23 protein-coding genes and 1 tRNA gene are annotated in these 23,855 nt (G+C 71.7%); 11 read left to right on the forward strand and 13 right to left on the reverse strand.

The window, feature by feature from the left end:
- Positions 1-3: 3 nt before the first annotated feature.
- Both rph and murI read right to left on the reverse strand, forming a co-directional pair.
- Positions 4-750, reverse strand: coding sequence for a ribonuclease PH (gene rph, locus ACSBPH_RS02885; RefSeq protein WP_442576111.1), 747 nt, complete (start codon positions 748-750; stop codon positions 4-6).
- Positions 747-1,574, reverse strand: a complete 828-nt coding sequence (murI, locus tag ACSBPH_RS02890) for a glutamate racemase (protein ID WP_442576112.1) — start codon at positions 1,572-1,574, stop codon at positions 747-749. Before murI ends, rph begins: the two co-directional genes overlap by 4 nt.
- Positions 1,575-1,614: 40 nt before the next feature.
- On the opposite strand from murI, the gene ACSBPH_RS02895 reads away from it, so the two are divergent.
- The gene (locus ACSBPH_RS02895) at positions 1,615-2,949 is read left to right on the forward strand and encodes a nicotinate phosphoribosyltransferase (protein ID WP_442576113.1); all 1,335 of its coding nucleotides are present in this window, start codon (positions 1,615-1,617) and stop codon (positions 2,947-2,949) included.
- Positions 2,950-2,970: 21 nt separating this feature from the next.
- Here ACSBPH_RS02895 and ACSBPH_RS02900 read toward each other — a convergent pair whose 3' ends face one another.
- Genes ACSBPH_RS02900 through ACSBPH_RS02910 form a run of 3 tightly spaced genes read right to left on the reverse strand, consistent with a single transcriptional unit; the run spans position 2,971 to position 5,848 of the window.
- The gene (locus tag ACSBPH_RS02900) at positions 2,971-3,237 is read right to left on the reverse strand and encodes a DUF3039 domain-containing protein (protein ID WP_141883442.1); all 267 of its coding nucleotides are present in this window, start codon (positions 3,235-3,237) and stop codon (positions 2,971-2,973) included.
- A gap of 26 nt (positions 3,238-3,263) precedes the next feature.
- A complete protein-coding gene (locus ACSBPH_RS02905; protein ID WP_442576114.1) occupies positions 3,264-4,832 on the reverse strand; it encodes a hypothetical protein in 1,569 nt (522 codons plus the stop codon).
- Positions 4,808-5,848 carry an ABC transporter ATP-binding protein gene (locus ACSBPH_RS02910; protein WP_442576115.1) on the reverse strand — a complete coding sequence of 347 codons (1,041 nt, stop codon included), beginning with the start codon at positions 5,846-5,848 and terminating at the stop codon, positions 4,808-4,810. Before ACSBPH_RS02910 ends, ACSBPH_RS02905 begins: the two co-directional genes overlap by 25 nt.
- A gap of 224 nt (positions 5,849-6,072) precedes the next feature.
- On the opposite strand from ACSBPH_RS02910, the gene ACSBPH_RS02915 reads away from it, so the two are divergent.
- From ACSBPH_RS02915 to ACSBPH_RS02930, 4 genes are all read left to right on the forward strand, one after another.
- The gene (locus ACSBPH_RS02915; RefSeq protein WP_442576116.1) at positions 6,073-6,765 is read left to right on the forward strand and encodes an NTP transferase domain-containing protein; all 693 of its coding nucleotides are present in this window, start codon (positions 6,073-6,075) and stop codon (positions 6,763-6,765) included.
- Positions 6,766-6,816: 51 nt separating this feature from the next.
- Positions 6,817-7,749 carry a hypothetical protein gene (locus ACSBPH_RS02920; RefSeq protein ID WP_442576117.1) on the forward strand — a complete coding sequence of 311 codons (933 nt, stop codon included), beginning with the start codon at positions 6,817-6,819 and terminating at the stop codon, positions 7,747-7,749.
- Between the two features lie 3 nt (positions 7,750-7,752).
- Positions 7,753-7,986, forward strand: a complete 234-nt coding sequence (locus tag ACSBPH_RS02925; RefSeq protein WP_442576118.1) for a hypothetical protein — start codon at positions 7,753-7,755, stop codon at positions 7,984-7,986.
- 73 nt (positions 7,987-8,059) lie between these two features.
- On the forward strand, positions 8,060-9,427 hold the full coding sequence (locus ACSBPH_RS02930; RefSeq protein ID WP_442576119.1) for a maltokinase N-terminal cap-like domain-containing protein: 1,368 nt from the start codon (positions 8,060-8,062) through the stop codon (positions 9,425-9,427).
- A gap of 18 nt (positions 9,428-9,445) precedes the next feature.
- Here the strand turns inward: ACSBPH_RS02930 and ACSBPH_RS02935 are convergent, their stop codons facing one another.
- Complete coding sequence (locus tag ACSBPH_RS02935; RefSeq protein WP_442576120.1) at positions 9,446-10,720, reverse strand: CDP-glycerol glycerophosphotransferase family protein; 1,275 nt, start codon at positions 10,718-10,720, stop codon at positions 9,446-9,448.
- A gap of 41 nt (positions 10,721-10,761) precedes the next feature.
- Between ACSBPH_RS02935 and ACSBPH_RS02940 the strand changes: the two genes are divergently transcribed.
- The gene (locus tag ACSBPH_RS02940) at positions 10,762-11,856 is read left to right on the forward strand and encodes a glycosyltransferase family 2 protein (protein WP_442576121.1); all 1,095 of its coding nucleotides are present in this window, start codon (positions 10,762-10,764) and stop codon (positions 11,854-11,856) included.
- An 18-nt stretch (positions 11,857-11,874) separates the two neighbouring features.
- Here the strand turns inward: ACSBPH_RS02940 and ACSBPH_RS02945 are convergent, their stop codons facing one another.
- From ACSBPH_RS02945 to ACSBPH_RS02955, 3 genes are read right to left on the reverse strand one after another with little or no spacing between them, the layout of a single operon-like run.
- A complete protein-coding gene (locus ACSBPH_RS02945; protein ID WP_442576122.1) occupies positions 11,875-13,335 on the reverse strand; it encodes a CDP-glycerol glycerophosphotransferase family protein in 1,461 nt (486 codons plus the stop codon).
- Positions 13,332-14,636, reverse strand: a complete 1,305-nt coding sequence (locus tag ACSBPH_RS02950) for a CDP-glycerol glycerophosphotransferase family protein (RefSeq protein WP_442576123.1) — start codon at positions 14,634-14,636, stop codon at positions 13,332-13,334. The genes ACSBPH_RS02945 and ACSBPH_RS02950 overlap by 4 nt, the downstream gene beginning before the upstream one ends.
- 58 nt (positions 14,637-14,694) lie before the next feature.
- Entirely contained in the window at positions 14,695-16,311 is a 1,617-nt protein-coding gene (locus tag ACSBPH_RS02955) for a S1C family serine protease (RefSeq protein WP_442576124.1), read from the reverse strand.
- 99 nt (positions 16,312-16,410) lie between these two features.
- Between ACSBPH_RS02955 and ACSBPH_RS02960 the strand changes: the two genes are divergently transcribed.
- A complete protein-coding gene (locus ACSBPH_RS02960; RefSeq protein ID WP_442576125.1) occupies positions 16,411-17,613 on the forward strand; it encodes an aminotransferase class I/II-fold pyridoxal phosphate-dependent enzyme in 1,203 nt (400 codons plus the stop codon).
- Positions 17,614-17,640: 27 nt separating this feature from the next.
- On the opposite strand, the gene ACSBPH_RS02965 is transcribed toward ACSBPH_RS02960, so the two are convergent.
- The 4 genes from ACSBPH_RS02965 to ACSBPH_RS02980 form a co-directional block, all read right to left on the reverse strand.
- The gene (locus tag ACSBPH_RS02965; protein ID WP_442576126.1) at positions 17,641-18,444 is read right to left on the reverse strand and encodes a carbon-nitrogen hydrolase family protein; all 804 of its coding nucleotides are present in this window, start codon (positions 18,442-18,444) and stop codon (positions 17,641-17,643) included.
- Entirely contained in the window at positions 18,441-18,956 is a 516-nt protein-coding gene (locus ACSBPH_RS02970; RefSeq protein ID WP_442576127.1) for a DUF6328 family protein, read from the reverse strand. The genes ACSBPH_RS02965 and ACSBPH_RS02970 overlap by 4 nt, the downstream gene beginning before the upstream one ends.
- Positions 18,957-19,090: 134 nt before the next feature.
- Positions 19,091-19,164: transfer RNA gene (locus ACSBPH_RS02975), tRNA-Met, on the reverse strand.
- A 69-nt stretch (positions 19,165-19,233) separates the two neighbouring features.
- Positions 19,234-19,707, reverse strand: a complete 474-nt coding sequence (locus ACSBPH_RS02980; protein ID WP_442576128.1) for a MarR family winged helix-turn-helix transcriptional regulator — start codon at positions 19,705-19,707, stop codon at positions 19,234-19,236.
- Positions 19,708-19,789: 82 nt separating this feature from the next.
- Here ACSBPH_RS02980 and idi point away from each other — a divergent pair, with 82 nt between their 5' ends.
- From idi to crtI, 4 genes are read left to right on the forward strand one after another with little or no spacing between them, the layout of a single operon-like run.
- Complete coding sequence (gene idi / locus ACSBPH_RS02985; protein WP_442576129.1) at positions 19,790-20,347, forward strand: isopentenyl-diphosphate Delta-isomerase; 558 nt, start codon at positions 19,790-19,792, stop codon at positions 20,345-20,347.
- Entirely contained in the window at positions 20,344-21,405 is a 1,062-nt protein-coding gene (locus ACSBPH_RS02990; RefSeq protein WP_442576130.1) for a polyprenyl synthetase family protein, read from the forward strand. Before idi ends, ACSBPH_RS02990 begins: the two co-directional genes overlap by 4 nt.
- Positions 21,402-22,271, forward strand: a complete 870-nt coding sequence (locus ACSBPH_RS02995; protein ID WP_442576131.1) for a phytoene/squalene synthase family protein — start codon at positions 21,402-21,404, stop codon at positions 22,269-22,271. Before ACSBPH_RS02990 ends, ACSBPH_RS02995 begins: the two co-directional genes overlap by 4 nt.
- Positions 22,268-23,854, forward strand: coding sequence for a phytoene desaturase family protein (gene crtI, locus ACSBPH_RS03000; protein ID WP_442576132.1), 1,587 nt, complete (start codon positions 22,268-22,270; stop codon positions 23,852-23,854). Before ACSBPH_RS02995 ends, crtI begins: the two co-directional genes overlap by 4 nt.
- Position 23,855: the final 1 nt, after the last annotated feature.

The following is a 23,855-nucleotide window of genomic DNA, read 5'->3' on the forward strand; positions in this document are numbered from 1 at the left end:
GGGTCAGCCCTCGGCAGCGGGCGCGAGCGCCGCCGCCTGCAGGTCGCGGAGCTCTGCGCAGCCGTCGACGCCGAGCTCGAGCAGCTGGTCGAGCTCGCGCTTGTCGAACGGCGCGCCCTCGGCCGTGCCCTGCACCTCGACGAAGAGGCCGCGGCCCGTCACGACGACGTTCATGTCGGTCTCGGCACGGACATCCTCGACGTACGCGAGGTCGAGCATGGGCTCGCCGTCGATGATGCCGACCGAGACGGCGGCGACGGAGTCGATGAGCACGCGCGACTTCTGCCCGACGAACTTGCGGCCGCGGGCCCACTCGATCGCGTCGGCGAGAGCGACGTAGGCGCCCGTGATCGCCGCGGTGCGCGTGCCCCCGTCGGCCTGCAGCACGTCGCAGTCGATGACGATGGTGTTCTCACCGAGGGCCTTCGTGTCGACGACCGAGCGCAGCGCGCGGCCGATCAGGCGCGAGATCTCGTGCGTGCGGCCCCCGATGCGGCCCTTGACCGACTCGCGATCGTTGCGCTCGTTGGTGGAGCGCGGGAGCATGGCGTACTCGGCCGTGATCCAGCCCTTGCCCTTGCCCGTCAGCCACCGCGGGACGCCGTTCGTGAACGACGCCGTGCACAGCACACGCGTCTCGCCGAACGAGATGAGCGCCGAGCCCTCGGCCTGGCTGCTCCACCCCCGCTCGATGACGATGGGGCGCAGCTGATCGACGGAACGGCCATCGGCTCGGATGATCTCGGTCATTCGGATCCCTTCAGGATGTGGATGGCACCGGTCTGCACGAGACGGACGTCGGTGACCTCGCGACCCATCAGGCGGTGTGCGAGGCGGATGAACTCGTCGGCGGAGTCGCCGGTGGCTTCGTAGACATGGCGGGGCGCGGCATCCCGACCCGCGAGCAGGTCGCGGGAGACCAGCTGACGGTAGACGTCCTTCGCCGTCTCGGTGTCGCTCGAGACGAGCGAGACGTCGGGACCCATGACGTAGCTGATGGCGCCCTCGAGGAACGGGTAGTGCGTGCAGCCCAGCACGAGCGTGTCGACGCCCGCATCGCGCAGCGGCGCGAGGTACCCCTCGGCGACCGCCAGCACCTCCGGGGTGTCGGTGATGCCCGCCTCGACGAACTCGACGAAGCGGGGGCAGGCCTGCGCGAACACCGTGAGGCGCTCGTTGACCTCGAGCATGTCCTGATAGGCGCGAGAGCCGATCGTACCGGCCGTGCCGATCACTCCGATCCGCCCGTTGCGCGTCGTCGACATCGCGGTGCGCACCGCCGGACCGATGACCTCGACGACCGGGACGTCGTAGCGCTCCCGGGCATCGCGCAGCATCGCCGACGACGCGGTGTTGCACGCGATCACGAGCATCTTGACGCCCTCGTCGACGAGCGTGTCGAGCACTTCGAGCGCGTAGCGGCGCACGTCGGCGATGGTCTTCGGGCCGTACGGCGAGTGCGCCGTGTCGCCGATGTAGAGCATCGACTCGCGGGGAAGCTGCGCCGAGATCGCCCGCGCCACCGTGAGACCGCCGACCCCGGAGTCGAAGATGCCGATCGGAGCGTCGTTCACGATCGTCCAGCCTACGCCAGCGGCTCGTTAGGCTGACCGCATGCCAGCCCCCGCGAGCACCGCCCTGCACACCGACCGCTACGAGCTGACGATGCTCGACGCGGCCCTGCGCGACGGGACGGCGCAGCGCCGGTGCGTGTTCGAGCTGTTCGGCCGCCGACTGCCCGGTGCCCGCCGCTTCGGCGTCGTCGCGGGAACGGGAAGACTCCTGTCGCTCCTGCGGGACTTCCGCTTCGGCGAGGACGAGCTGCGGTTCCTCCGCGACGAGAAGGTGGTGGATGCCGCGACCCTCGGCTTCCTCGAGGGCTACCGGTTCACGGGGTCGATCAGCGGATACCGCGAAGGCGAGCTGTACTTCCCCGGGTCTCCGCTCCTGACGATCGAGGGCACCTTCGCCGAGGCGGTCATCCTCGAGACGCTCGCCCTGAGCGTGCTCAACCACGACTCGGCCGTCGCGACCGCGGCGGCGCGCATGAGCGTCGCCGCCGGCGACCGCCCGCTCGCCGAGATGGGCTCGCGCCGCGCCGGCGAGGACTCCGCCGTCGCGGCCGCCCGTGCTGCCTACATCGCCGGATTCACGGCGACCTCCAACCTCGAGGCCGGACGGCGCTGGGGCATCCCCACGATGGGGACCGCAGCCCACGCCTGGACGCTCCTCCACGACACCGAGGAGGAGGCGTTCCGCGCACAGATCGCAACGCTCGGTGTCGGCACGACCCTCCTCGTCGACACCTACGACATCCGCGAGGGCGTCGAGACGGCGATCCGCGTCGCGGGGACGGAGCTCGGCGGAGTGCGCATCGATTCGGGCGACCTTCCGACCGTCGCGGCGGACGTGCGGGCGCAGCTCGACGAACTGGGGGCGACGAAGACCCGCATCACGGTGACGAGCGACCTCGACGAGTTCGCGATCGCGGCCCTGGCCGCCTCCCCCGTCGACTCGTACGGCGTCGGCACGTCCGTCGTGACCGGATCGGGAGCGCCGACGGCCGGCATGGTCTACAAGCTCGTCGCGCGGCAGGCCTCCGACGGGTCGTGGGTGGGAGTCGCGAAGGCCTCGACCGACAAGGGCTCGAAGGGCGGACGCAAGGCGGCGTTCCGCACGCTCGAGCACGGCGTGGCCACGAGCGAGCTCATCGCCGTCTCGGACGGGTTCGAGTCCGTCGACACGCCCGCACAGCACCCGCAGGCGCGGGCCCTGCAGGTGCCGCTCGTCGTCGACGGAGACATCGACACGGCCTACGAGGGCCCTGCCGGCGTCGAGTCCGCGCGCGAGCACCATGCGCGGGTGCGCGAAGAGCTTCCGGTGCGCGGTCTCGCGCTGAGCCGGTCCGACCCGGCGATCCCGACGGTCTACATCGACGTCGCGGGATAGCCACGGGGTCGGCGCCGCGACTCAGCCGTTCAGGGACTCGTAGATCTCTTTGCAGGTCGGGCAGACGGGGAACTTCTCGGGGTCGCGGCCCGGCGTCCACTTCTTGCCGCACAGGGCGCGGACGGGCTTGCCGGTGATGGCCGACTCGAGGATCTTGTCCTTCTTGACGTAGTGCGAGAAGCGCTCGTGGTCACCCGGCTCGATCGACTCTTCGCGGATGAGCTCTTCGAGCTCTCGGTCGAGGGTGGCAAGGCCCCCCTGATCCGGGCCTTCGAGGGGAGTGCTCATAGTGGCCAAGTCTAGCGGCGGCCCCGTCAGGTGGTCTCGGCGAACTCCATGATCCGGCCGCTCCGCCGCCGGAAGACGACCGAGCCGATCGCCACACCGAAGATGAGCACGCCGACGCCGACCGCCACACCGCCCCAGAGCGCCATGTCGGCGTACGAGACGTCGCGGGTGAGCGCGAGCCAGCCCCACCACAGTGCGGGCGCGCTCAGCACGAGCGCTCCGAGCATGACGAAGGCCTGCGTGATGGCGCTCCCCGAGCCCGTGCGCTGCGGCTGCTGGAAGGGGCTCTCTCCCGGCCGCGTGACGGGGTAGGGCCAGGCCGCCGACGAGATGCTCGAGAGCCCGAGACCGGCGAGGAAGAGCGAGGCGCACACGCCGATCATCGCCGGGAGCAGAGCCCAGCGACCGTGCGCCGAGATCGCGATGGGGATCGCGATCGCGAGCGTGGGGATGCCGATGACGAGGACGGGCACGAGACGTCCGATGCGGTCCGAGCTTCCCCGGATGCCGCTCGCGATGTGCATCCACACGGCGGACGAGTCGTACGCGAGGTCGTTGTGCGGGAGCCACCCGAAGAAGAGGGCTGCCAGCGGCACGGGGACGAGGGCCACGATGGCGGCGGGGACGCCCGCGATGAGCAGCGGCACCATCACCAGGGCGGCCGCGACCGGGATGATGACGACGTTGGCGATGTAGCGGCGATCGCCGAACCAGTACTGCAGGCTCCGCGCCGCCACGGCGCCGCTCGGTGTGCCCGGAGCGACCGCGAACCAGCCCAGCCCGCCGCGCTCCCGGCCGGCGACGGGGCGCTCGGTCGTGGTGAGGACGCGGCGCACCGCCCACACCCAGAGGAGCCCCAGCACGACGACGGTGAGAAGCGACACGACGAGACTCGTCCCTGCTTCGGGCGCTCCGATCGCGAGCAGCCCGGGGAACGCCACGGCGGCGCCGAGCGGAGTCAGCGCGAGGAGGCGCACCGCCTCGGTGAGCTGCGTGGGGACGACGCCGTTCCACTCCAGCGACGAGAGGAAGACGCCGACGGGCACGACGACGACGAGGATCACGAGGACGAACAGGCCCGACAGCTCGCGGGAGCGACGTTCGTCGAGGAACATCGAGGTGACGGCCGTGCTCACGCGCATGAGGAGCACGCACGTGACGAGCTGCAGGATCGCCCCGAGGGCTGCCGCGGGCCAGGCAACGCCGTGCGCGACCCAGACCACGGCTGCGCAGATGCAGACTGCGGCGAGCACGAAGGTCGGGACGCTGACGAACCCGACGACCCCGAGGATCCCTGCCAGCCGCAGCGGCGGGACGCCGAACACGGTGAATCGGCGCGGATCCAGCGGGTCGGTCACGCCGCCGATGAGGGGGGCGATCGCATAGCCGAGGGTGACGCCCGCCCCGCCGAGCACCGTCACGGCGAGCATCACCGGATCGGGAGCGGTCTTCAGAGTCAGGATGCCCCAGCACGCCGCCGCCGTCGCGACCACGAGGAGGACGAGGCCCACGACGACGCGCGCGACGTGGCGGCCGTCGCCGCGCAGCGTTCCGACGAGAAGACCGAGCCTCAGTCGGAGAACGTGTGCAGCCACTCGAGGCCCTCCACGTCGCTCAGACCGCCCGCGAGCTCGATGAAGCGCTGCTCGAGCGTCAGCTCGCCACGGACCTCGTCGACGGTGCCCTCCGCGAGGACCTGCCCGGCCACGATCACGGCGACGCGCGAGCAGACGCGCTCGACGAACTGCATGCCGTGGCTCGAGAGGATGACGGTGCCGCCGTGCGCGACGTACGCCGAGAGGATGTCGAGGATCACGGCGCTCGAGACCGGGTCGACGGCTTCGAACGGCTCATCGAGCACGAGCAGGCGCGGGGAATGGATGAGGGCGCCGGCGAGCATGACCTTCTTGAGCATTCCGGCGGAGTAGTCCGAGACCGTCCGGCCCAGAGCATCGGTGAGGTCGAAGGCGCGCGCGAGGTCGGCGATCCGGCTCTCGACGGTCGCCGACGGGAGTCCGCGCAGCACCCCGTAGTAATAGAGCAGCTGGCGTCCGGTCAGGCGGTCGAACGTGCGCAGGCGATCGGGCAGCACGCCCATGAGGCGCTTGGCCCCCGTGGGGTTCGCCCGTGCGTCGACGCCCGCAACCTCGATCGTCCCTTTGTCAGGACGGAGCAGGCCTGCGATGAGCGACAGCGTCGTGGTCTTGCCCGCGCCGTTGGGCCCGACCAGTCCGTAGAACGTGCCGGCGGGGACGGTCAGATCGATCCCGTCGACGGCCCGCGTGTCGCCGAACGCCTTCGTCACGGCCCGGAGCGTGAGGGCCGCCGGGGCCGCTGCGGTGGTCTCGTCGAGGACGACGGATGCCGCGAACGGATCGGGGGTGTCGGAGTCGGTGTCGGAGTCGGTGTCGGCCTCGAGGGCAGGCTCGAGAGCGGGAGCGGGGAGGGGCGGCTTCGGCGGGATCTCGATCTCTTCCGCGAGGTCGGCGGGCAGCGGCGGCGGCGGGCCCGGATCGAGGGGAGCGTGGCTCTGCGGCAGCGGCACGACGGGCGCCTCGCGGCCCTCGCGCGTGGCACCCTCCGGCTCTTCCGGGAAGGCGTCACGTGGCACCGGCATTGAGGCTGTCACCGACCAAACGTATCAAGCCCGATCGGAACACCGCCGGGGGTTGCGTTCGACGCCGCCCTGAGGGCAGGGAACCTCTAATGTCACGAAACGACAACGGCGGCGCCATATTATGCACCCTCCCAGGCGGCTTGGCTACCATGTAGCAGGCACGACGGAGTGTCGATTCGGTTAACCGACCGTGGACAATCGCACTCCAGGAGCAGATCTTGACACTTCAGACCGTCATCCTTGCAGCGGGCATGGGCTCGCGGCTCGGCCGCAGCCTGCCCAAGCCGCTCACCGAGCTGAGCGACGGCCGCAGCATCATGCAGCAGCAGCACGACAACATCCGTGCCGCGTTCGGCGCCGAGGCGCGCATCACGACCGTCGTCGGCTACCGCGCCGAGACCATCGTCGAGGCCTTCCCGCACGTCGACTACGTCTACAACGACCGCTACGACCAGACGAACACGTCCAAGAGCCTGCTCCGCGCGCTCAACGCGACCGGCCGCAGCGGCGTGCTGTGGATGAACGGCGACGTCGTCTTCGACCCGCGAGTCCTCGGGCGCGCGATCGCCCACATCGAGCGCGATCAGTCGTTCGTGACGGTCAACACCTCCAAGGTGAGCGACGAAGAGGTCAAGTACACGACCTCTCCCGAGGGCTTCATCAAGGAGCTGTCCAAGACCGTCGTGGGCGGGATCGGTGAGGCCGTCGGCATCAACTACATCTCCGCCGCCGACAAGAAGGCCTTCATCCGCCACCTCTCGCGCGTGGACGACCAGGACTACTTCGAGCGCGGCCTCGAGCTCGCGATCGCCGAGGACGGCGTGCGCCTGCACCCCCTCGACATCTCCGACCTGTATGCCGTCGAGGTCGACTTCGCCGAAGACCTCGAGCGCGCGAACCTCTACGTCTGACACACGTCAAGCCCCAGGTTGCGCTCAGCGCCTGCTCGTAGGATCGGCCTGATGGCCGACAAGGTGCACCGCATCCACTCGCTCCCCGACGGCTCCCCCTGGGACGCCGGGCTTCCACCCGTGGGCTCCGACGAGCATCCGCGCACGATCCGCGCGCTCGATCGCGTGCTGGCGATACAGCGGCCCGTCGTGCTCGCGCATCTGCGCAGCATCCGGCTGCGGCATCCGTCCGCCTCGTCGACCGAGATCGTACGCATCCTCGAGCGCCGCTACCTCGCCGCCGTCACCACGGGAGGCGCCGCGGTCGGCGCGACGGCGGTCGTTCCGGGCATCGGAACCGGGATCACCCTGACGCTGAGCGGCGTCGAGACGCTGGCCTTCCTCGAGGCGACCGCGCTCTTCGCCCAGTCCGTCGCCGAGGTGCACGGCATCCCGGTCGAGAGCCCCGATCGCGCACGCGCGCTCGTGCTGACGCTCATGCTCGGCAAGGAGGGCGTCGACCTCGTGTCGCAACTGGCGGGCCAGGCCGCCGGCCGCGGCGTGTCGCGCGACAAGTACTGGGGCGAGATGATCACCAAGACGATCCCGCGCGCCGCCGTCGGGCCTCTCGTCGACCAGTTGAAGAACTCGTTCATGCGGCACTTCGCCGTGCGCGGCGGCGCGTCGTGGATCGGCAAGGCGCTTCCCTTCGGCATCGGCGCCGCGGTGGGCGGCGCGGGCAACCACATCCTCGGCCGCCGTGTGCTCGTGAGCTCCCGGCGCGCGTTCGGGCTCCCGCCCGTGCGCCTTCCCGAGGAGCTCGAGCCGCGTCCCGGCGCGACCCGCATGGAGCACGCGGCGGGCCGCGGCATCCGGCGCGCCGGCGGGGCCGTCGTGGGCGGCGTCACGCGCAGCGTGCAGGCCGCCGGCAGCGCCGGGCGCAAGGTCGGCGGCGCCCTCACCCGGCGCCCCAAGCCCGATGAGATCGCCGCGGGAGAGGACTGAGCCGTGGGACTTTTCACCCAGCGTCCGGAAGAGAACGAGGACTGGGCGGGCATTCCGTCCGATCCCGCGCGCCGCGAGTCGGTCGCCGAGCGATTGACGGATGCCTCGTCCTACGACGCGGCCGGACTCGACCTGCTCTTCGGCGCGGGCTCGGTCGTGATCCCGGTCACGCCTGTCGTCGAGCAGTCCGCCGACCGCACCGACTCCGAGCCCGATGGGTCGGGCGCGCAAGACTAACCGGCCCCGCGCAGGGCTTCAACCCCGGCGCGGCAAGGTGACGCCCGGCGCGGCGGCGCAATAGTGTCGCCTTATGGACAGCACGTTGGCATGCCTGGCCGCGTGGATGCCGCGGCAGCGCTGGTACGCGGCCAAGGCGAGGCTCCCGAGCCTGCGGCTCGTCTCCTGGTGGGACCTGCCCGCGGAGGACTGCGTCGTTCGCACGTTCCTCGTCGCGGACGAAGGCGCTCTCCCAGTCGTGCTCTACCAGATCCCCGTCGTCGCCCGCGCGACCGCCTCGGTCGACGCGAACCCCGACCACATCATCGGCAGCCCCGAACCCGGGACGACGTTCATCGACGGCCCGTTCGATCCCGCCTATTCGACGGCCCTCCTGCGCCTCATCGGCGAGGGCGCGGCGGCGAAGGGTCCGCACATGGCGGTGTCGGGGCATCCGTCGCACGATCTCGATACGAGCATCGCGCGTTCGGCGACCGTCCTGGCCGGCGAGCAGTCCAACACGTCCCTCATCTACCGGGCCGACGACGCCTCGACGCCCATCATCTGCAAGGTCTTCCGGCAGCTGCACCCCGGCCTCAATCCCGACATCGAGCTGACGACGGCCCTCGCGGCCACCGGATCGCCGCACGTCCCGCCCGCGATCGGATCCGTCGACGGCGAGTGGCCCGACGGCGCCACCGCGGGCGGCACGGTCAGCGGCTCGCTCGCCTTCGCGCAGGAGTTCCTTCCCGGCGTCGAAGACGCCTGGCGCGTGGCACTGCGCGCCGCGGCCGCCGGAGAGGACTTCTCAGAGCGCGCGCACGCGCTCGGCGAGGCGACGGCGAACGTGCACGTCTCGCTCGCGCAGCTGTTCCCGACCCTCTCCCCCGGCGCCGCCGACCGCGAGGCGATGGCGGCGACGTGGCGGCGACGGCTCGCGATCGCGATGGCGGAGGTTCCCGCGGTCGCCGAGCGCAAGAGTGCGATCGACGAGGTCTACGAAAGGGCGCTGGATGCCGCGTGGCCCCCGCTCCAGCGGATCCACGGCGACTACCACCTCGGCCAGGTGCTCCAGCATCCGACCCGCGGCTGGGTGCTCCTCGACTTCGAGGGAGAGCCGCTGCGCCCCATGGGAGAGCGCACCCGCCCGGATCTCGCCCTGCGCGACGTCGCCGGAATGCTCAGATCGTTCGACTACGTCGCCGGGTCGATCCGGCTCGATCGACCCGACCGCTCCCCCGGCGCAGTCGGTGACTGGGCGCGCACGGCGCGCGAGGGCTTCATCGACGGGTACGCACGCGTCTCGGGCGTCGATCTCGACGCGCAGCGCGATCTGCTGAGCGCGCTCGAACTCGACAAGGCGGTCTACGAGGCGATCTACGAGTCGCGCAACCGGCCGACCTGGGTCACGATCCCGCTGCGGGCCATCACGCGTCTGGTCGAGGGGCCGGCCGTCGGCTGACCCACCCGATGACCCGGCTCAGTCGTCGAGCTCGGCCTCTTCGTCGACCTCGTCCTCGGGCTCGTCCTGGAGGTGCAGCTCGTGCCACCTGTCCCACTCGGCCATGAGGTGCGCGACGGCCTCGTGGAAGCGCTGCGTCGCCGCACCGGGCGTCGTGTCGCCGAAGTAGTGCGTGACCCACTCGGCCAGGCGCGCCGCGGCCTCGGGGTCGCGGATGACCCGCTCGGTCTCATCGAGGATCCGCGGCGCGTCTGAGACGTCCAGCCATTCACAGGCCGACAGGTAGCCGTGGGTGTCGACGATCGCCGCGGGATCGACCGGACGCGTGATGAGCAGCGGCTTGGAGACGGCGAGACGGTCGTACACCATCGCCGAGATGTCGACGATCGCGACATCCGCGGCGGCGAGCTGCCAGCCGAGATCGGGACCGTCGTCGTAGACGTGCTCGGCTCCCGCGTCGGTGCGGTTCGCGGCGGCGAGAGCCGCGATGATGCGCTGATTCGCGGCGCCGTACTCCGGGTCGACGACGCCGGAGCGCGGGTGCGGGCGATAGATGACGCGGTGGCGCTTCGTGGCGAGCAGCGCCGTCACGAGGGCCTCGCCATGCGTGCGGACCGAGCCGTAGTGCGCCGAGGGGCGGTCGCCCTCCCACGTCGGCGCGTAGAGCACGACGGTGCGCTCGTCGGGCGCGTAGGGAAGCGTGCCCGAGTAGTGGTCGGCCTGCGGACGGCCGATCTGGATGGTGCGGCGGTCGAGATCGTAGTCCCACAGCACGCGCGCGAGCCGCTCGCGGGCGGCGTTCCCCGCGATGAAGGCGTAATCGTATGCCTTGTACTGGTTCGTCGTCATGTACATCTTGTCGGACTCGCCGTGGTTGATGAAGACGTGCCACCGTCGGCCGTACCGGAACATCTGGAAGTTGCGCGTGTTCTGGTTGACGTACAGCACGACGCGGATGTCCTGCGTCAGGAGGAACCGCTCGAGGTCGCGCACCGTCGGCACGAACGCGACAGGCGGGGCGTCTTCGGCCAGGAGCGCCTGCGCACCCGTCGCGGAGCGGCTGAGGACCACGACGGGCCAGATCTTCGAGAGCTCGGCGAGAGGCTTGTACCACTGCCGCATCTGGTACATGTTGACGGCGCCGTCGGCGAAGTAGACGGCCACTTGATAGTGGTGCTCGGGATGCTCGGGCCGCACCGCGAGAGTGCGCCTCACGTCGTTGACGGCCTTGCGGCCGGTGAGCGCCTTGCGCAGGAGGGTGGCGGCTGTACGTGCATCCGAGACCAGTCCCACGCCTCCAGCCTACCCGCGGGCCCGCATGCCATGATCGACGGATGCAGTCGACAGAGCCCGGGCGCAGAGATGCGCCGGTCGTCCCCGACGACGCGGGCGTGACGTTCGTCATGCCGGTGCTGAACGAACGCGGGTATCTGCAGCGCGCCGTCGAGACGGTCCTCGCCCAGGAGGTCGACGGCCCTTCCGAGCTCATCCTTGCGCTCGCTCCCTCGACCGACGGAACGAACGAGCTCGCGAAGACTCTCGCGGCCGGCGATGAGCGCATCGTGCTGGTCGACAACCCCGACGCCGACATCCCCGTCGGGCTCAACCGCGCGATCCGGGCGGGCCGCTACCCGACCGTCGTCCGCGTCGACGCGCACTCCGAGCTGCAGCCCGAGTACACGCGTCGCGCTCTCGCCACGCTCGCGCGCGTGCGCGCCGCGAACGTCGGCGGGGTCATGCGCGCCGAGGGCCGCACCCCCTTCCAGCGTGCCGTCGCGCGCGCCTACAACTCGCCGGTGGGTCTCGGCGGCGGCGCCTACCACGGCGGCCGCGAAGAGGGCGAGGCCGAATCCGCCTACCTCGGTGTCATGCGCCGAGCGGTGCTCGACGAGGTCGGGCTCTTCGACGAGACCATCCGCCGCGGCGAGGACTGGGAGCTGAACCTCCGCATCCGGCGTGCCGGCTACCGCGTGTGGTTCGATCCCGCGCTGTCGGTGACGTATTGGCCGCGCGAGAGCTGGTCGCGCCTGGCGCGGCAGTTCCGGGCGACCGGGCGCTGGCGCGGCGAACTCGTCCGCCGCTTCGGCAGGGGCAACTCGCTCCGCTTCTTCGCACCGCCCGCCCTCGTCGTCGTCCTCGTCCTCAGCGCCGTCGTCGGCGTCCTGCAGCTGACAGGCGTGCTCTCGGGCTGGTGGGCGGTCGCGGCATCCGTCGTCTATCTCCCCGTGCTCGCGTACGTCGTGCTCATCGCGGCGTGGGCCATCGGCCCGGGGGGCGGCAACGGATGGCGCGACAAGCTCTGGACGGCCGCGGTACTGCCGACGATGCACCTGTCGTGGGGCGCCGGATTCCTCGCGGGCCTCGCCCGCGGCGCGCACGACACCGTCGACACCTCCCGGCTCGGCGACCGCAACACGCCGCTCCCCTAGCGCCCCGGGCCGGCGGCGTCAGTCTTCGGCGCGTGCGAGGTATCCCTGATCGAGGATGCGGTCGACCACGCGTTCGGCCGCGCGCCCGTCGTCGCGCGGATTGAACTTCTGCCGCCACTGGGCGTAGCGGTCCGCGTAGCGGTCGGGGTGGCCCGCGCGGAGCTCCCGCACGAGCTCGGCCTGCGTGCGCACGACGGGCCCCGGCGCGTGCGCGACCAGGTCGAAGTAGAAGCCGCGCAGCTCGCCGCGGTAGTGCTCCATGTCGGGCACGAGGAAGTACATGGGCTTGCCCGTGACGCTGAAGTCGAACATGACCGACGAGTAGTCGGTCACGAGCGCGTCGGCGGCCAGGAGCAGCAGCGACGTGTCGGGGAAGCCCGTGACGTCGACGACGCGGGGGCCTGCGGCATCCTTCCCCGGCAACAGCGTCCGCGAGTGACCGCGCACGAGCACGACGGCGTCTGTCTCGGCGGCGAGCTGCACGGGATCGACGAAGTCGACGATCTCGGCGCGGTCGTCGCGCCAGGTCGGCGCGTAGAGGATCACGCGATCTTCGGGACGGATGCCGAGGTCCCGCCGCGTCGCGGCGCCGTCACCGGTCTGCAGCACGTCGTTGCGGGGGTAGCCCTCGACCCAGATCGGCCGCGTGAGGAAGGCGTACGCCTTGCCGAGGATGCGGGCCGCGTAGGGGTTCTGCGCGAGGAGGATGTTCCAGCGTCGCGACTCCCGCACGACGGCGGCCATGCGGCGCGGATCGAAACCCGGCCGGTGCAGCGCGAGCCGCTTGAGCGGCGTGCCGTGCCACGTCTGCAGCACGACCTGCCCCGGGCGACGCGCGAAGCGTCGGCGGAGCCAATCGTTGACGACGAGCAGTCGCGCAGCCCCGCGGGCGCGCCACCAGTCGGGGCTCCCCTCCACGACGGGGATCGCACCCTCGGGCACCTGCACGGAGAGATCGACGACGCTCCAGTAGCGCGTGACGTGCGGTAGCCGGCGTGCGATCTCGCGGTCGATGGCCAGCGGGTTGCAGCTCGCGTTGCGGCCGTAGAAGCTCTCGAAGAACGCGGCGTTCTCGAGTCCTCCGGGCCGCGTCGCGTAGCGCCGCTCGAGAGCCGCCTGGCCCTCGCCGGAATCGTAGGCGGGATCGATGGGCGGGCCGATGCGGACGACGCCGTCGGCGAGCGATGCGCGCAGCGTGCCCAGCTGCACGATGGGCAGCTCCGCGGGAGGCCCGATCTCGGGCGCGCCGTCGGCGGCCTCGACCGTCAGGGCGTAATCGCCGGCGGGGAGTGGCAGCTCAGCCCCGCCCCAGCGCGAGGCGCGCAGCGGCAGCACGGCCCGCCAGGTCTTGCCGCGCCCCGTGACGCTCGCGGCGACGCGCGCCCGCGCGCCGACGAGCTCGACCGACGCCGGTCGAGGGCCGTCGCCGGAGAGGACGAGAGCCGCGCCGGACTCTTTCGTGAAGCGCGCGTCGGTCATCCTCGTCCTTCCTCGCGGCCGGCGGCCGGGGTGTCGATGGGGCGGCCGAGACCGGCCAGGATCGCACGGTACACCCGTGTCGTGTTGTGCCCGTCCCGGAAGGCGTGCACGCGGGCGTCGAGGGCGCGGGAGCGCTCGATCGCCGCCTGCTCGATCCCCGGGTCGCCCAGGAGCGCATCGAGGCGCTCCGTCGCCGCCGGCCAGTCGTCGACGGCGTCGGTGCCGGCGTCGGCGCCGGCGATGTCGGCGTACGTGCCGTAGAAGCCCCGGCGGCGTGCGTAGGCCTCGACATCCGGAGCCAGGAGCACGACGGGAAGCGGCACGAGCGAGGCGTCGAACACGAGCGAGGAGTAGTCGGTGACGAGCGCGTCGAGCCCGCTCAGCAGCGGCGTGACATCGGCGACGATGTCGCTGCCGAGGCTGCGCACCCGGTCGGTCGCCACGGGCGGTGCGTATTCGCCCGCGCCGAGGGGGTGCGAGCGCACGAGGAGCACGGCGTCGCGACGCGCGAGCATCTCGACGAGACCGCGCCACTCCGCCGCGGAGGGCACGGCGGGATCGCGCTCTCCGTCGCGCCAGGTGGGGGCGTACAGGACGAGCCGCGACTGCGGCCCGACGGGGCCCGTGAGCTCTTCGATGCGCCGCCGCGCGACGGTGCGCCGCTCGGGCGCCGACCCGCGCGAGAGCACGTCGACGCGCGGCTCGCCGGTGACCGGCACGCGCTCGTCGGGAAGGCCGAACGCCGACTCGAGACGGCCTCGGACGGTGTGCGACGCGGCGGGGATCAGGCGGATGCCGTGGGCCGTGCGGCGGTAGAGGAGCCCCAGCACGCGGCGCGCGAGGCGTGCCGCGCGCCCGTGGCCGAGAGCGGCGGGGGGCCGCAGCGTCTCGCGGGAATCGAGGCCGATGCGCTTGAGCGGGATGCCGTGCCACAGCTGCACGACGTAGGCCCCGTGCGTCGCATAGCGGTTGACGTCGCCGAAGCCGTGGGTCACGACGACGACGCGAGCGCGGGCGGTCAGCCAGAAGCCCCGCAGGGAGTGCTTGCGGACGGTGCGGATGCCGCGGGCCGAGGCATCCGTCGCCTCCGAGGCGTTCGCGACCAGCCAGACCGTACGCTCGCCGTGCGCGGCCGCGACCTCCCACAGCGACAAGGCGCCGTCGGCGATCCCGACGGCGCAGCCGAACACCCACAGGTCGTGCGTACGCGGCACGAGGAGGGTGGCGAGGCGCCCGGCGGCATACAGCGGGAGGCGGGCCAGCTTCGCCGCGTTGCCCGCGCCGAAAGAGAAGGACGCCACCCCGCGAGCCTATCGCGGGGTGGCGTCCTGCCTCTGGGAGAGGAACGGGTGCCGGGGCCTACTGGCCGAGCGTCCCGAGGGTCACGCTGATGCTCTTCGACTCGCCGTTGCGGACGTAGGTCAGCTTGGCATCGCTGCCGCCGGCGGCGGCACGCACCTGCGCGGTGAGGTCGGTCGCGTCGGTCACCGGCACGCCGTTGAACTCGGTCACGATGTCGCCCTTCGACAGGCCCGCCCCGGCGGCTGCGCCGCCGTCGACGACCTCGGCGATGTACGCGCCGGTGATGGTCGCTCCCTGGACGGATGCCGCGTCCTGCACGCTCGCGCCCAAGAGGCCGTGCGTGGCCTTGCCGTTGTCGATGATCTCGCTCGTGACGCGCTTGGCGATGTCGGAGGGGATCGAGAAGCCGACGCCGATCGAGCCCGACTGGCCGCCGCCCGACGAGCCGGCGGAGGCGATGGCGACGTTGATGCCGATCAGCTTGCCCTCGTCGTCGACGAGCGCGCCGCCGGAGTTGCCGGGGTTGATCGCGGCGTCGGTCTGGATGACCGAGATCGAGATCGACTCCGTCGCCTGCTGCTGCGACTGACCCTGGCCGAAATCGAACTGGAACGGGCTCTGGCCACCCTGGTCCGGCGTCTGGTTCTGGCTGGAGTCGCCCTCCGGCGCCGCCGAGGACGCGATCTGGATCGAGCGGTTCAGAGCGCTCACGATGCCCGTCGTGACGGTGTTCGACAGGCCGAGCGGCGCGCCGATCGCGACGGTCGCGTCGCCGACGTTGAGCTTGGACGAGTCGGCGAACTCGATCGGCGTGAGGCCCTTCGCGTTCTTGAGCTTGATGACGGCGAGGTCGTAGGTGGGGTCGGTGCCGACGACGGTGGCGTCGTAGACCTTGCCGTCCGAGGTGGTGACCTTGATGGCCGCATCCGAGCTCGCGCCGTCGAGCGTCACGACGTGCGTGTTGGTCACGACGTAGCCGTCGTCGGTGAGGACGACGCCCGAGCCCGTGCCGCCGGCGGAGTTGCTCGTCGCCTGGATCGTGACGACGCTCGGGAGGACCTTGGCGGCGATCGCGGTGGTCTGGTTGACCGAGCCGGTGTCGTTGACGGTCACGGTGGTGGGTCCGGCGGCCGGGCTCGCGCCGTCCACGCCGAAGACGTTGACGCCGGCGTACGCGCCGCCGAGGCCGGCGGCGCCGCCCACGATGGCCGCGGCCACGATGAGCCCGACGACCTTGCCGGCGCCGGACTTCTGCTTCGCGGGCTTGCCGGTGGTGACGGTGCCGGGCGCGCCCAGCGGCGTGGTCGGCTGCGTCTGGTTCGCGGCCGTGCCGAATGACGAGGCGTACGGCTGGCCGGGCTGCCCGGGCTGCCCCGGGTATCCGGGCTGGCTGTGCTGGCTGTGCTGGCTGTGCTGAGCGGGCTGGCCCGCGTAGCCCTGGGGGCGCGGGGCGCCGTAGGGCTGTTGCTGCTGCGGGTAGCCGGGGTACGCGGGGCGCTGCTGCTGCGGACCGGGAGCCTGCCAGCCGGCGGGAGCCTGCGGCTGCGGCGGCACCGTGTGCGACACGGGGTAGGCGGGCGGCTGCGCGGGCGGAGCAGGCGGGGTCGGCGGAGTCGCCGGAACGGCGTGCTCTGGGGTCTGGTCGGCGGGGCGGTCGCCCGTGGTGTCGCTCATGGATGCTCCCTTGTGGACAAGTGTCTTCACTGTGCCCTGCGAGTCTGTGGATTTCTTATGCCGACGTTGGGACTCGACTATGCGAGTAGCGTGAACCCGGTGCGAGACATTCCGGGCGCATGGCGCCGAGTCGCGGCAGGCGCAGGACTCATCGGCGCCGATGGGATCGTTCGTCCCACCATCTTCGCCGAGATGAGCGCACTCGCGGCCGAAACGGGCGCCGTGAACCTCGGGCAGGGCTTCCCCGACGAGGACGGCCCCGCCGAAGTCCTCGAGACGGCGCGCGCCGCGATCGCGAACGGCGTCAACCAGTACCCGCCGGGACGCGGCATCCGGGACCTCCTCGCGGCGATCGCGGAGCACCAGGACCGCTTCTACGGACTGCACCTCGATCCCACGCGGAACGTCCTCGTGACCGCCGGCGCCACCGAGGCGATCGCCGCGACCCTCCTCGCTCTCGTCGACGGGCCCGACGACGAGGTCGTCGTCTTCGAGCCGTATTACGACTCCTATGCCGCTGTCGTCGCGCTCTCGGGTGCACGGCTGGCAACGGTGCCGCTGCGCTGGCCCGACTTCCAGCCCGATCTCGATCGGCTGCGGGATGCCGTGACCGACCGCACCCGCGTCATCCTCGTCAACGACCCCCACAACCCCACCGGAGCGGTGTTCTCCGCCGAGGTGCGCTCGCTGATCGTGGAGCTCGCCGAGCGACACGACGCGGTCATCGTGACCGACGAGGTCTACGAGCACCTCGTGTTCGGTCAGGCGCACGTGCCCCTCGCGACGCTTCCGGGCGCGTGGGAGCGGACGGTGTCGATCTCGTCGGGCGGCAAGACGTTCTCGACGACCGGCTGGAAGATCGGCTGGGCGTCGGGCCCCGCCGACCTCATCGACGCCGTGCTGGCGGTCAAGCAGTGGCTCACCTACGTCAACGGCGCGCCCTTCCAGCCGGCGATCGCGACGGGGCTGCGCCTGGCCGACGCCTACTTCGCGGGGATCGCCGACGGGCTCGAGGCCAAGCGCGACCTGCTCGGCGCGGGACTGCGGGCGGCGGGCTTCAGCGTGTCGGTCCCGGCGGGCTCGTACTTCACGGTGGCCGATGCCGCACCCCTGGGTGCGACGGATGCTGCGGAGTTCTGCCGGGCCCTCCCCCGGCGAGCCGGCGTCGTCGCCATCCCGCTGACCGCCTTCGTGGCGCCCGGCCACCGCGCGGAGTATGCGACGCTCGTGCGGTTCGCGGCGTGCAAGCGTGTCGAGGTGCTCGAGGACGCGGCATCCCGTCTCGCGCGGCTCGCCGGCTGAGCCCTCCTGCCGCACGCGTGCGGCGGATCAGTCCCGCGGCTCGACGCGGAACCGGCGCAGCGACAACGACGGGTTGACGCGGCGGACGCGCTCGACGGCGGCATGATCCAGATGTGCGACCGCGACATCGGTCGCCGTGCCGACCGCCGCCATCGCGACGCCCTGCGGATCGACGATCATCGACAGGCCCACGCCGAGGGGTGGCGGGTGATCGGCCGCCGCGACGAAGACCGTGTTCTCGATCGCCCGCGCCTGCACGAGGGTGCGCCAGTGGTACTCCTTCAGGGGCCCTCGTACCCACTCGGCCGGCACGAGGAAGGCCTCGGCGCCGGCGTCGACGAGGAGCCGCCCGACCTCGGGGAACCTCAGGTCGTAGCACGTCATGATCCCGAAACGGAGTCCGCCCACTGTGAAGGTCTCGGGCGCGGCGATCTCGCCCGGCTCGACCCAGTCCGACTCGCGCTGGCCGAAGGCGTCGTAGAGGTGCAGCTTGCGGTAGCGGGCGACGACCCCCGTCGCGTCGACGGCCACGACGGTGTTGCGCACGCGCCGCCCGTCGCCCGCGCGCTCGAGGAGCCCCGCGACGATCGTGACCACATGCTCCTCGGCGAGGGAGGTGAGGGCCTGCGTGAAGGGACCGTCGACGTCCTGCGCGTGGGCGGCGAGCGATTCGTCGAACGGGTCGACGAAATAGCTCGAGTATTCCGGGAACACCACGACGCGGGCGCCGCGGGCGGTCGCCGTGCGCACGAGCTCCCCGATGAGGGCGATGTTGGCCGAGGCATCCGCCGTCGGGGCGAACTGCGCGACCGCCACCGCGACGGCCGTCATGACCGGGCCTCCTGTCGACCGCGGGCGCGCATGACGGCGGGGACGAGGATCCAGAGGACCACGAGCACGGCACTCAAGGAGACCGCGACGACGACGGCGGCCGGATCGCTCACGACGACGTCGAAGATGAACGCGACCACCCCCACGACGAGCGCGCCGACCGTCACGAGGGCCGTCACGAGCGCCGCATGTCCGTAGGCGACGATCTCGCGCTTCAAGCTCTGCTGGAAGAGGGCCCGGTGCAGGGCGACCGGCGCGAGGGCCACGATCGTCGCGAGCGCGGCGAGCACGACCAGCGCGAGGTAGAAGGCCCGCTGGCTGTCGGAGAGGTCGGCGAACGTCGGCTGGAAAGCGAGCGCCAGGAGGAAGCCCGTCAGGATCTGCGTGCCCGTCTGCAGCACGCGGAGCTCTTGGAGGATCTCGCCCCAGTTGCGGTCGGCCCGCTCCATCGGCGTCTCGTCGCGGCCGTCCTTGCGGTCGTCCTGAGGATCGGTGTCGGCGTCGGGCGGCATGGCTCAATCCTCCCGGTCGGGCCAGAGGCAGGCAAGCAGAAAGGGCATGCCGCGGCAGGTGAACGGGCGAGCAGAAGAGGACCGCGCGCAGGCAAGCAGAAAGGGCGCCCCGTGCGGGACGCCCTTTCTTTTCGTTGCGGGGACAGGATTTGAACCTGCGACCTCTGGGTTATGAGCCCAGCGAGCTACCGAGCTGCTCCACCCCGCGTCACGAGTATTGAGCCTAACACGGATTGTGGAGGGCTCTCACCACGGGCGGGTTCCGTGCGCCGCCGGGTCAGTCGCCGGGATCGAGCGCATCGCTCAGTTCGAAGAGGAACCGCGTGACGACGCGCAGCTCATCGTCGTCATAGTTCTCGGTGACGACGCGCATCGCGCGCAGCCGCTCGCTGAAGAGGCGGTAGAACTGATCGCGCGATTCCTGCGTGAGCACGACGACGCGGGCGCGCCGGTCGTGCGGGTGGGGGCGGCGCTCGAGGTGCCCCGAGGCGGTGAGGCGGTCCAGGAGCTTCGTGGTCGACGCCGTCGAGATCCGAAGGTGCCGCGCGAGGTCGTGAGGGCTCACGGCCTGTCCGCGCTGCTCGCGCACGATGAGCATGCGCAGGGCTGCGACATCCGAGGCGTTCATGTCCATGTCGCCCTTCATGCCGCTGTGCATGCGGTCCATGGCGTCGCCGAGCGCACGGATGCCCCTGAGCACATCCATGACCGCGTGGTCGCGGTCTGTCTGCGGGATCCAACGCTCTTGCATCTGTGACAAAACCTCCTCACCCTATGTATCATCGAGCAAAGCTTGATTGCTAGCTAAACTAGCGAATTGACGGAGGATCCACATGACCGACACCGATCACGTCGTCCTCCTCGACGACGACGGCCGAGAGATCGGCACTGCGCCGAAGAGCAGCGTGCACGGCACCGAGACGGCCCTCCACCTTGCATTCTCCTGCCACGTCGTCAACGACGACGGTCAGGTGCTCGTGACGCGCCGCGCGCTGGGCAAGACGACGTGGCCGGGTGTCTGGACGAACTCCTTCTGCGGCCACCCGCGGCCCGCCGAACCGGTCATCGCCGCCGTCCGCCGCCGCGCCGAGTACGAGCTCGGAATCACCCTCACCGAGATCGAGCTCGCCCTCCCCCTCTTCCGCTACCGCGCCACCGACGCGAACGGCATCGTCGAGCACGAGCTGTGCCCCGTCTACACGGCACGCGCGAACGACGAGCCCGTCCTCAATCCGCTCGAGGTCGTCGACGCCCGCTGGGTCGACCCGGCCGACCTCGCGGCCTCCCTCGAGTCGACCCCGTGGGCGTTCAGCCCGTGGCTCGTGCTGCAGGCCGAGCAGCTGCACCTGTTCGACACGACGTCGCCGAGAGAGCGACGACGAGCTTCATGATCGCGCTCGCGCCGGCCCCCGCCGCGGCGATCGACGACGCGATCGACGACGCGGTCTCGCGCATCCGAGGCCGCGCCGATGCCCTCGGAGCCGCATTCGCCGAGCTCGGCGGCGCGATCGAGCGTGCGAGCGCCGGCGGAAAGCGGTTCCGCCCCGCCCTGGTCGCGGCTTCCTTCCAGGCCTTCGGCGGCACTCCCGCCGACGCGCCGGGTCTCTACCCCGTCGCGGCGGCCTTCGAGCTGCTGCACACCGCGTTCGTCGTGCACGACGACGTCATCGATCACGACACGATGCGCCGCGGCATCCCGAACGTATCCGGCGAGTTCCGTCAGCGAGCCCGCTCGCGGGGGGCGGATGCCTCGGGCGCGGCCCTCCTCGGCGATGCCGCCGCGATCCTCGCCGGCGACCTGCTGCTGCACGAGGCCGTCCGCCTGGTCGCGCTGGCCGACGTGGACGCCCGGCAGCGGGAGGCGCTCCTCGCCCTCGTCGACGACGCCGTCTTCGTCTCCGCCGCGGGCGAGCTCGCCGACGTCGAGAACGCCGTGTCGGCCGAGTACGCCGATTCGGCAGCTCTCCTCACCGCCGCCCACGACAAGACCGCCGTCTACTCGTTCACGGCACCGCTGTCGGCAGGCGCCGTCCTGGCCGGCGCATCCCGCGAGTCGATCGCGGCGCTCGCCGACGCGGGGCGCCACCTCGGTCTCGCCTTCCAGCTCGCCGACGACCTCATCGGCGCTTTCGGCACACCCGCCCAGGCCGGGCGCGACGCGGGAGGCGACCTCCGCGAGGCCAAGCGCACGCCGCTCATCGGCTTCGCCCGGGAGTCCGAGGACTGGTCGCGCGTGCACGAGGCCATCTCCGTCGCGCACACGGGCCCCATCGCGGTGCGCGAAGCGCAGCGCGTGCTCGACGAGAGCGGAGCGCGCGCCCGACTCGTCGCGCTCGTCGACGATGCCCTGACCGACGCGCGGCTCGCGGCATCCGACCCCAGCCTGCCCTCGGGTGCGGAGCAGCTCGTCACGAAGATCGCGTCGGCGATCGCCCGGAGGATCCCGTGAGCGGCCGGGGCCGCGACGAGGTCACGGGGCTGGCACTGTACGACCAGACGGCTCAGGATGCCGCGGCCGCCGTGATCGCGGCGTACTCGACGTCGTTCGGCCTCGCCAGTCGCATGCTGGGCCCTCGCGTGCGGCCGCACGTGCGCAACGTCTACGCCCTCGCCCGCGTCGCCGACGAGATCGTCGACGGCCCCGCGAGCGCCGCGGGACTCGACACCGAGGCGGAGCGGCGCGTCCTGGACGATCTGGAGGCCGAGACGCTCGCGGCGATCGAGCGCGGCTTCAGCGCCAACCTCGTCGTGCACGCCTTCGCCCGCACGGCGCGCGAGTGCGGCATCGGCGAAGATCTCGTGCGCCCCTTCTTCCGCTCGATGCGCACCGACCTCACGACGGCCCAGCACGACAGCGCGTCGCACGACGAGTACGTCTACGGCTCCGCGGAGGTCATCGGCCTCATGTGCCTCCAGGCGTTCGTCAACGCCGGCCGGCCGGCACCCCGCGACCCCGGACCCGACCTCGTCGAGGGCGCCCGGCGACTGGGCGCGGCGTTCCAGGACGTCAACTTCCTCCGCGACGCCGACCACGACGGCGGCGCCCTCGGCCGCGACTACCTCGGCTCGGCGACCCGCGAGCAGGTGCTCGCGCGGATCGACGCCGACCTCGCCGCCGCCGCGGCGGTCATCCCCCGCCTGCCCCCGGACTGCCGACGTGCCGTCACGGCGGCCCACGACCTCTTCGCCGCCCTCGCCGTGCGCCTGCGGCGCCAGCCCGCCGCCACGACGCGCGTGCGCGTCCCCGACCCGGTCAAGGCCGCGCTCGCCGCGCGTGCCTGGCTGGGATTCTCTCCCTGGAGTGCCCGCGCATGAGCCGTTCTCAGACACCCCGGACGCCCGGGACCGCCGTCATCGTGGGCGGCGGGATCGCCGGACTCGCCACCGCCGCCCTCCTCGCCGAAGAGGGATGGTCGGTCCGCGTGTTCGAGGGCCGAGACGACCTCGGCGGACGCGCGGGGTCGTGGGAGCGCGACGGCTTCCGCTTCGACACGGGCCCGAGCTGGTACCTCATGCCCGAGGTCTTCGAGCACTTCTTCCGGCTCCTGGGCACCTCGGCGGCTCAGGAGCTCGACCTCGTGCCCCTCGACCCCGCCTACCGCGTCTACACGGAGGGGGATCCGGAGCCCGTCGACGTCGTGTCGGGACGGGATGCCGCGACCGCCCTGTTCGAGAGCATCGAGCCGGGCGCCGGCGCGAAGCTCTCGACGTATCTCGACTCCGCCGCCGACGCGTACGACCTGTCGGTGTCGCGGTTCCTCTACGACCCGTACGAGACGACCGCGGGGCTGCGCGACCCCGAGCTCCTCCGCCGCCTGCCCCGCCTCGCGCCCCTCCTCACCCGTCCGCTCGCGTCGTACATCGAGCAGCGCTTCACCGACCAGCGGCTGCGCCAGATCCTCGGCTACCCGGCCGTGTTCCTCGGCGGGTCGCCGTACGGCGTGCCGAGCCTGTACCACCTCATGAGCCACCTCGACCTCGACGAGGGCGTGCTCTACCCGCGCGGAGGCTTCACCGAGATCATCGCCGCGATCGAGCGCCTCGCCCGCGCGCGGGGCGTCGAGGTCGAGACCGGCGCGCGCGTGTCGGCGATCGAGACCACGTCGGAATCCAAGGGAGCGTCGGCCACCGGCATCCGTCTCTCCGACGGACGCTCGATCACCGCGGACCTCGTGGTCTCGACGGCAGATCTGCACCACACCGAGACGGCGCTCCTGCCGCCCGCGCTGCAGACGTATCCGGAGTCGTGGTGGGAGAAGCGCACGCCGAGCCCCGGGGCGCTGCTGCTCCTCCTCGGCGTCCGCGGCGAGCTGCCGCAGCTGGCGCACCACACCCTCCTGTTCACGAAGGACTGGCGCGCGAACTTCGACAAGATCTTCGGCGCACGCCCCGGCATCCCGGATCCCGCGTCGCTCTACGTGTGCCGTCCCAGCGCGTCGGACCCCACCGTTGCGCCGCCCGGATACGAGAATCTGTTCGTGCTCGTCCCCGTTCCCGCCGACCCGTCGCTCGGACGCGGCGGCGAGGACGGCGACGGCGACCCGCGCATCGAGACGGCCGCCGACAGCGTCGTGCGCCAGCTCTCGACGTGGTGCGGCATCCCCGACCTCGCCGAACGCATCGTGGTCTCGCGCACGATCGCGCCGGGCGACTTCGCTGCCGACCTCAACGCGTGGCGCGGCAACGCGCTCGGCCTCGCCCATACGCTCGGTCAGAGCGCCGTCTTCCGGCCGCGCAACGCCTCCAAGCGCGTCGACGGCCTGATGTACGCGGGCGGCTCGACGCTCCCGGGGATCGGCCTGCCGATGTGCCTCATCTCGGCCGAGCTCGTCGTCAAGCGGCTGCGCGGCGACAGGTCGCCGGGGCCCCTCCCCGAGCCGGTCGCGGCGAGGGCGTGAC

The organism is Microbacterium sp. F51-2R (assembly GCF_052180235.1).
Classification (GTDB): domain Bacteria; phylum Actinomycetota; class Actinomycetes; order Actinomycetales; family Microbacteriaceae; genus Microbacterium.

What these genes read in the sequence shown, in the direction of transcription:
- rph (WP_442576111.1), bottom strand. Translation starts at nt 750, where the DNA reads ATGACCGAGATCATCCGAGCCGATGGCCGTTCCGTCGATCAGCTGCGC.
- ACSBPH_RS02895 (WP_442576113.1), top strand. Translation starts at nt 1,615, where the DNA reads ATGCCAGCCCCCGCGAGCACCGCCCTGCACACCGACCGCTACGAGCTG.
- ACSBPH_RS02900 (WP_141883442.1), bottom strand. Translation starts at nt 3,237, where the DNA reads ATGAGCACTCCCCTCGAAGGCCCGGATCAGGGGGGCCTTGCCACCCTC.
- ACSBPH_RS02920 (WP_442576117.1), top strand. Translation starts at nt 6,817, where the DNA reads ATGGCCGACAAGGTGCACCGCATCCACTCGCTCCCCGACGGCTCCCCC.
- ACSBPH_RS02930 (WP_442576119.1), top strand. Translation starts at nt 8,060, where the DNA reads ATGGACAGCACGTTGGCATGCCTGGCCGCGTGGATGCCGCGGCAGCGC.
- ACSBPH_RS02940 (WP_442576121.1), top strand. Translation starts at nt 10,762, where the DNA reads ATGCAGTCGACAGAGCCCGGGCGCAGAGATGCGCCGGTCGTCCCCGAC.
- ACSBPH_RS02945 (WP_442576122.1), bottom strand. Translation starts at nt 13,335, where the DNA reads ATGACCGACGCGCGCTTCACGAAAGAGTCCGGCGCGGCTCTCGTCCTC.
- ACSBPH_RS02955 (WP_442576124.1), bottom strand. Translation starts at nt 16,311, where the DNA reads ATGAGCGACACCACGGGCGACCGCCCCGCCGACCAGACCCCAGAGCAC.
- ACSBPH_RS02965 (WP_442576126.1), bottom strand. Translation starts at nt 18,444, where the DNA reads ATGACGGCCGTCGCGGTGGCGGTCGCGCAGTTCGCCCCGACGGCGGAT.
- ACSBPH_RS02970 (WP_442576127.1), bottom strand. Translation starts at nt 18,956, where the DNA reads ATGCCGCCCGACGCCGACACCGATCCTCAGGACGACCGCAAGGACGGC.
- ACSBPH_RS02980 (WP_442576128.1), bottom strand. Translation starts at nt 19,707, where the DNA reads ATGCAAGAGCGTTGGATCCCGCAGACAGACCGCGACCACGCGGTCATG.
- idi (WP_442576129.1), top strand. Translation starts at nt 19,790, where the DNA reads ATGACCGACACCGATCACGTCGTCCTCCTCGACGACGACGGCCGAGAG.
- ACSBPH_RS02990 (WP_442576130.1), top strand. Translation starts at nt 20,344, where the DNA reads ATGATCGCGCTCGCGCCGGCCCCCGCCGCGGCGATCGACGACGCGATC.
- crtI (WP_442576132.1), top strand. Translation starts at nt 22,268, where the DNA reads ATGAGCCGTTCTCAGACACCCCGGACGCCCGGGACCGCCGTCATCGTG.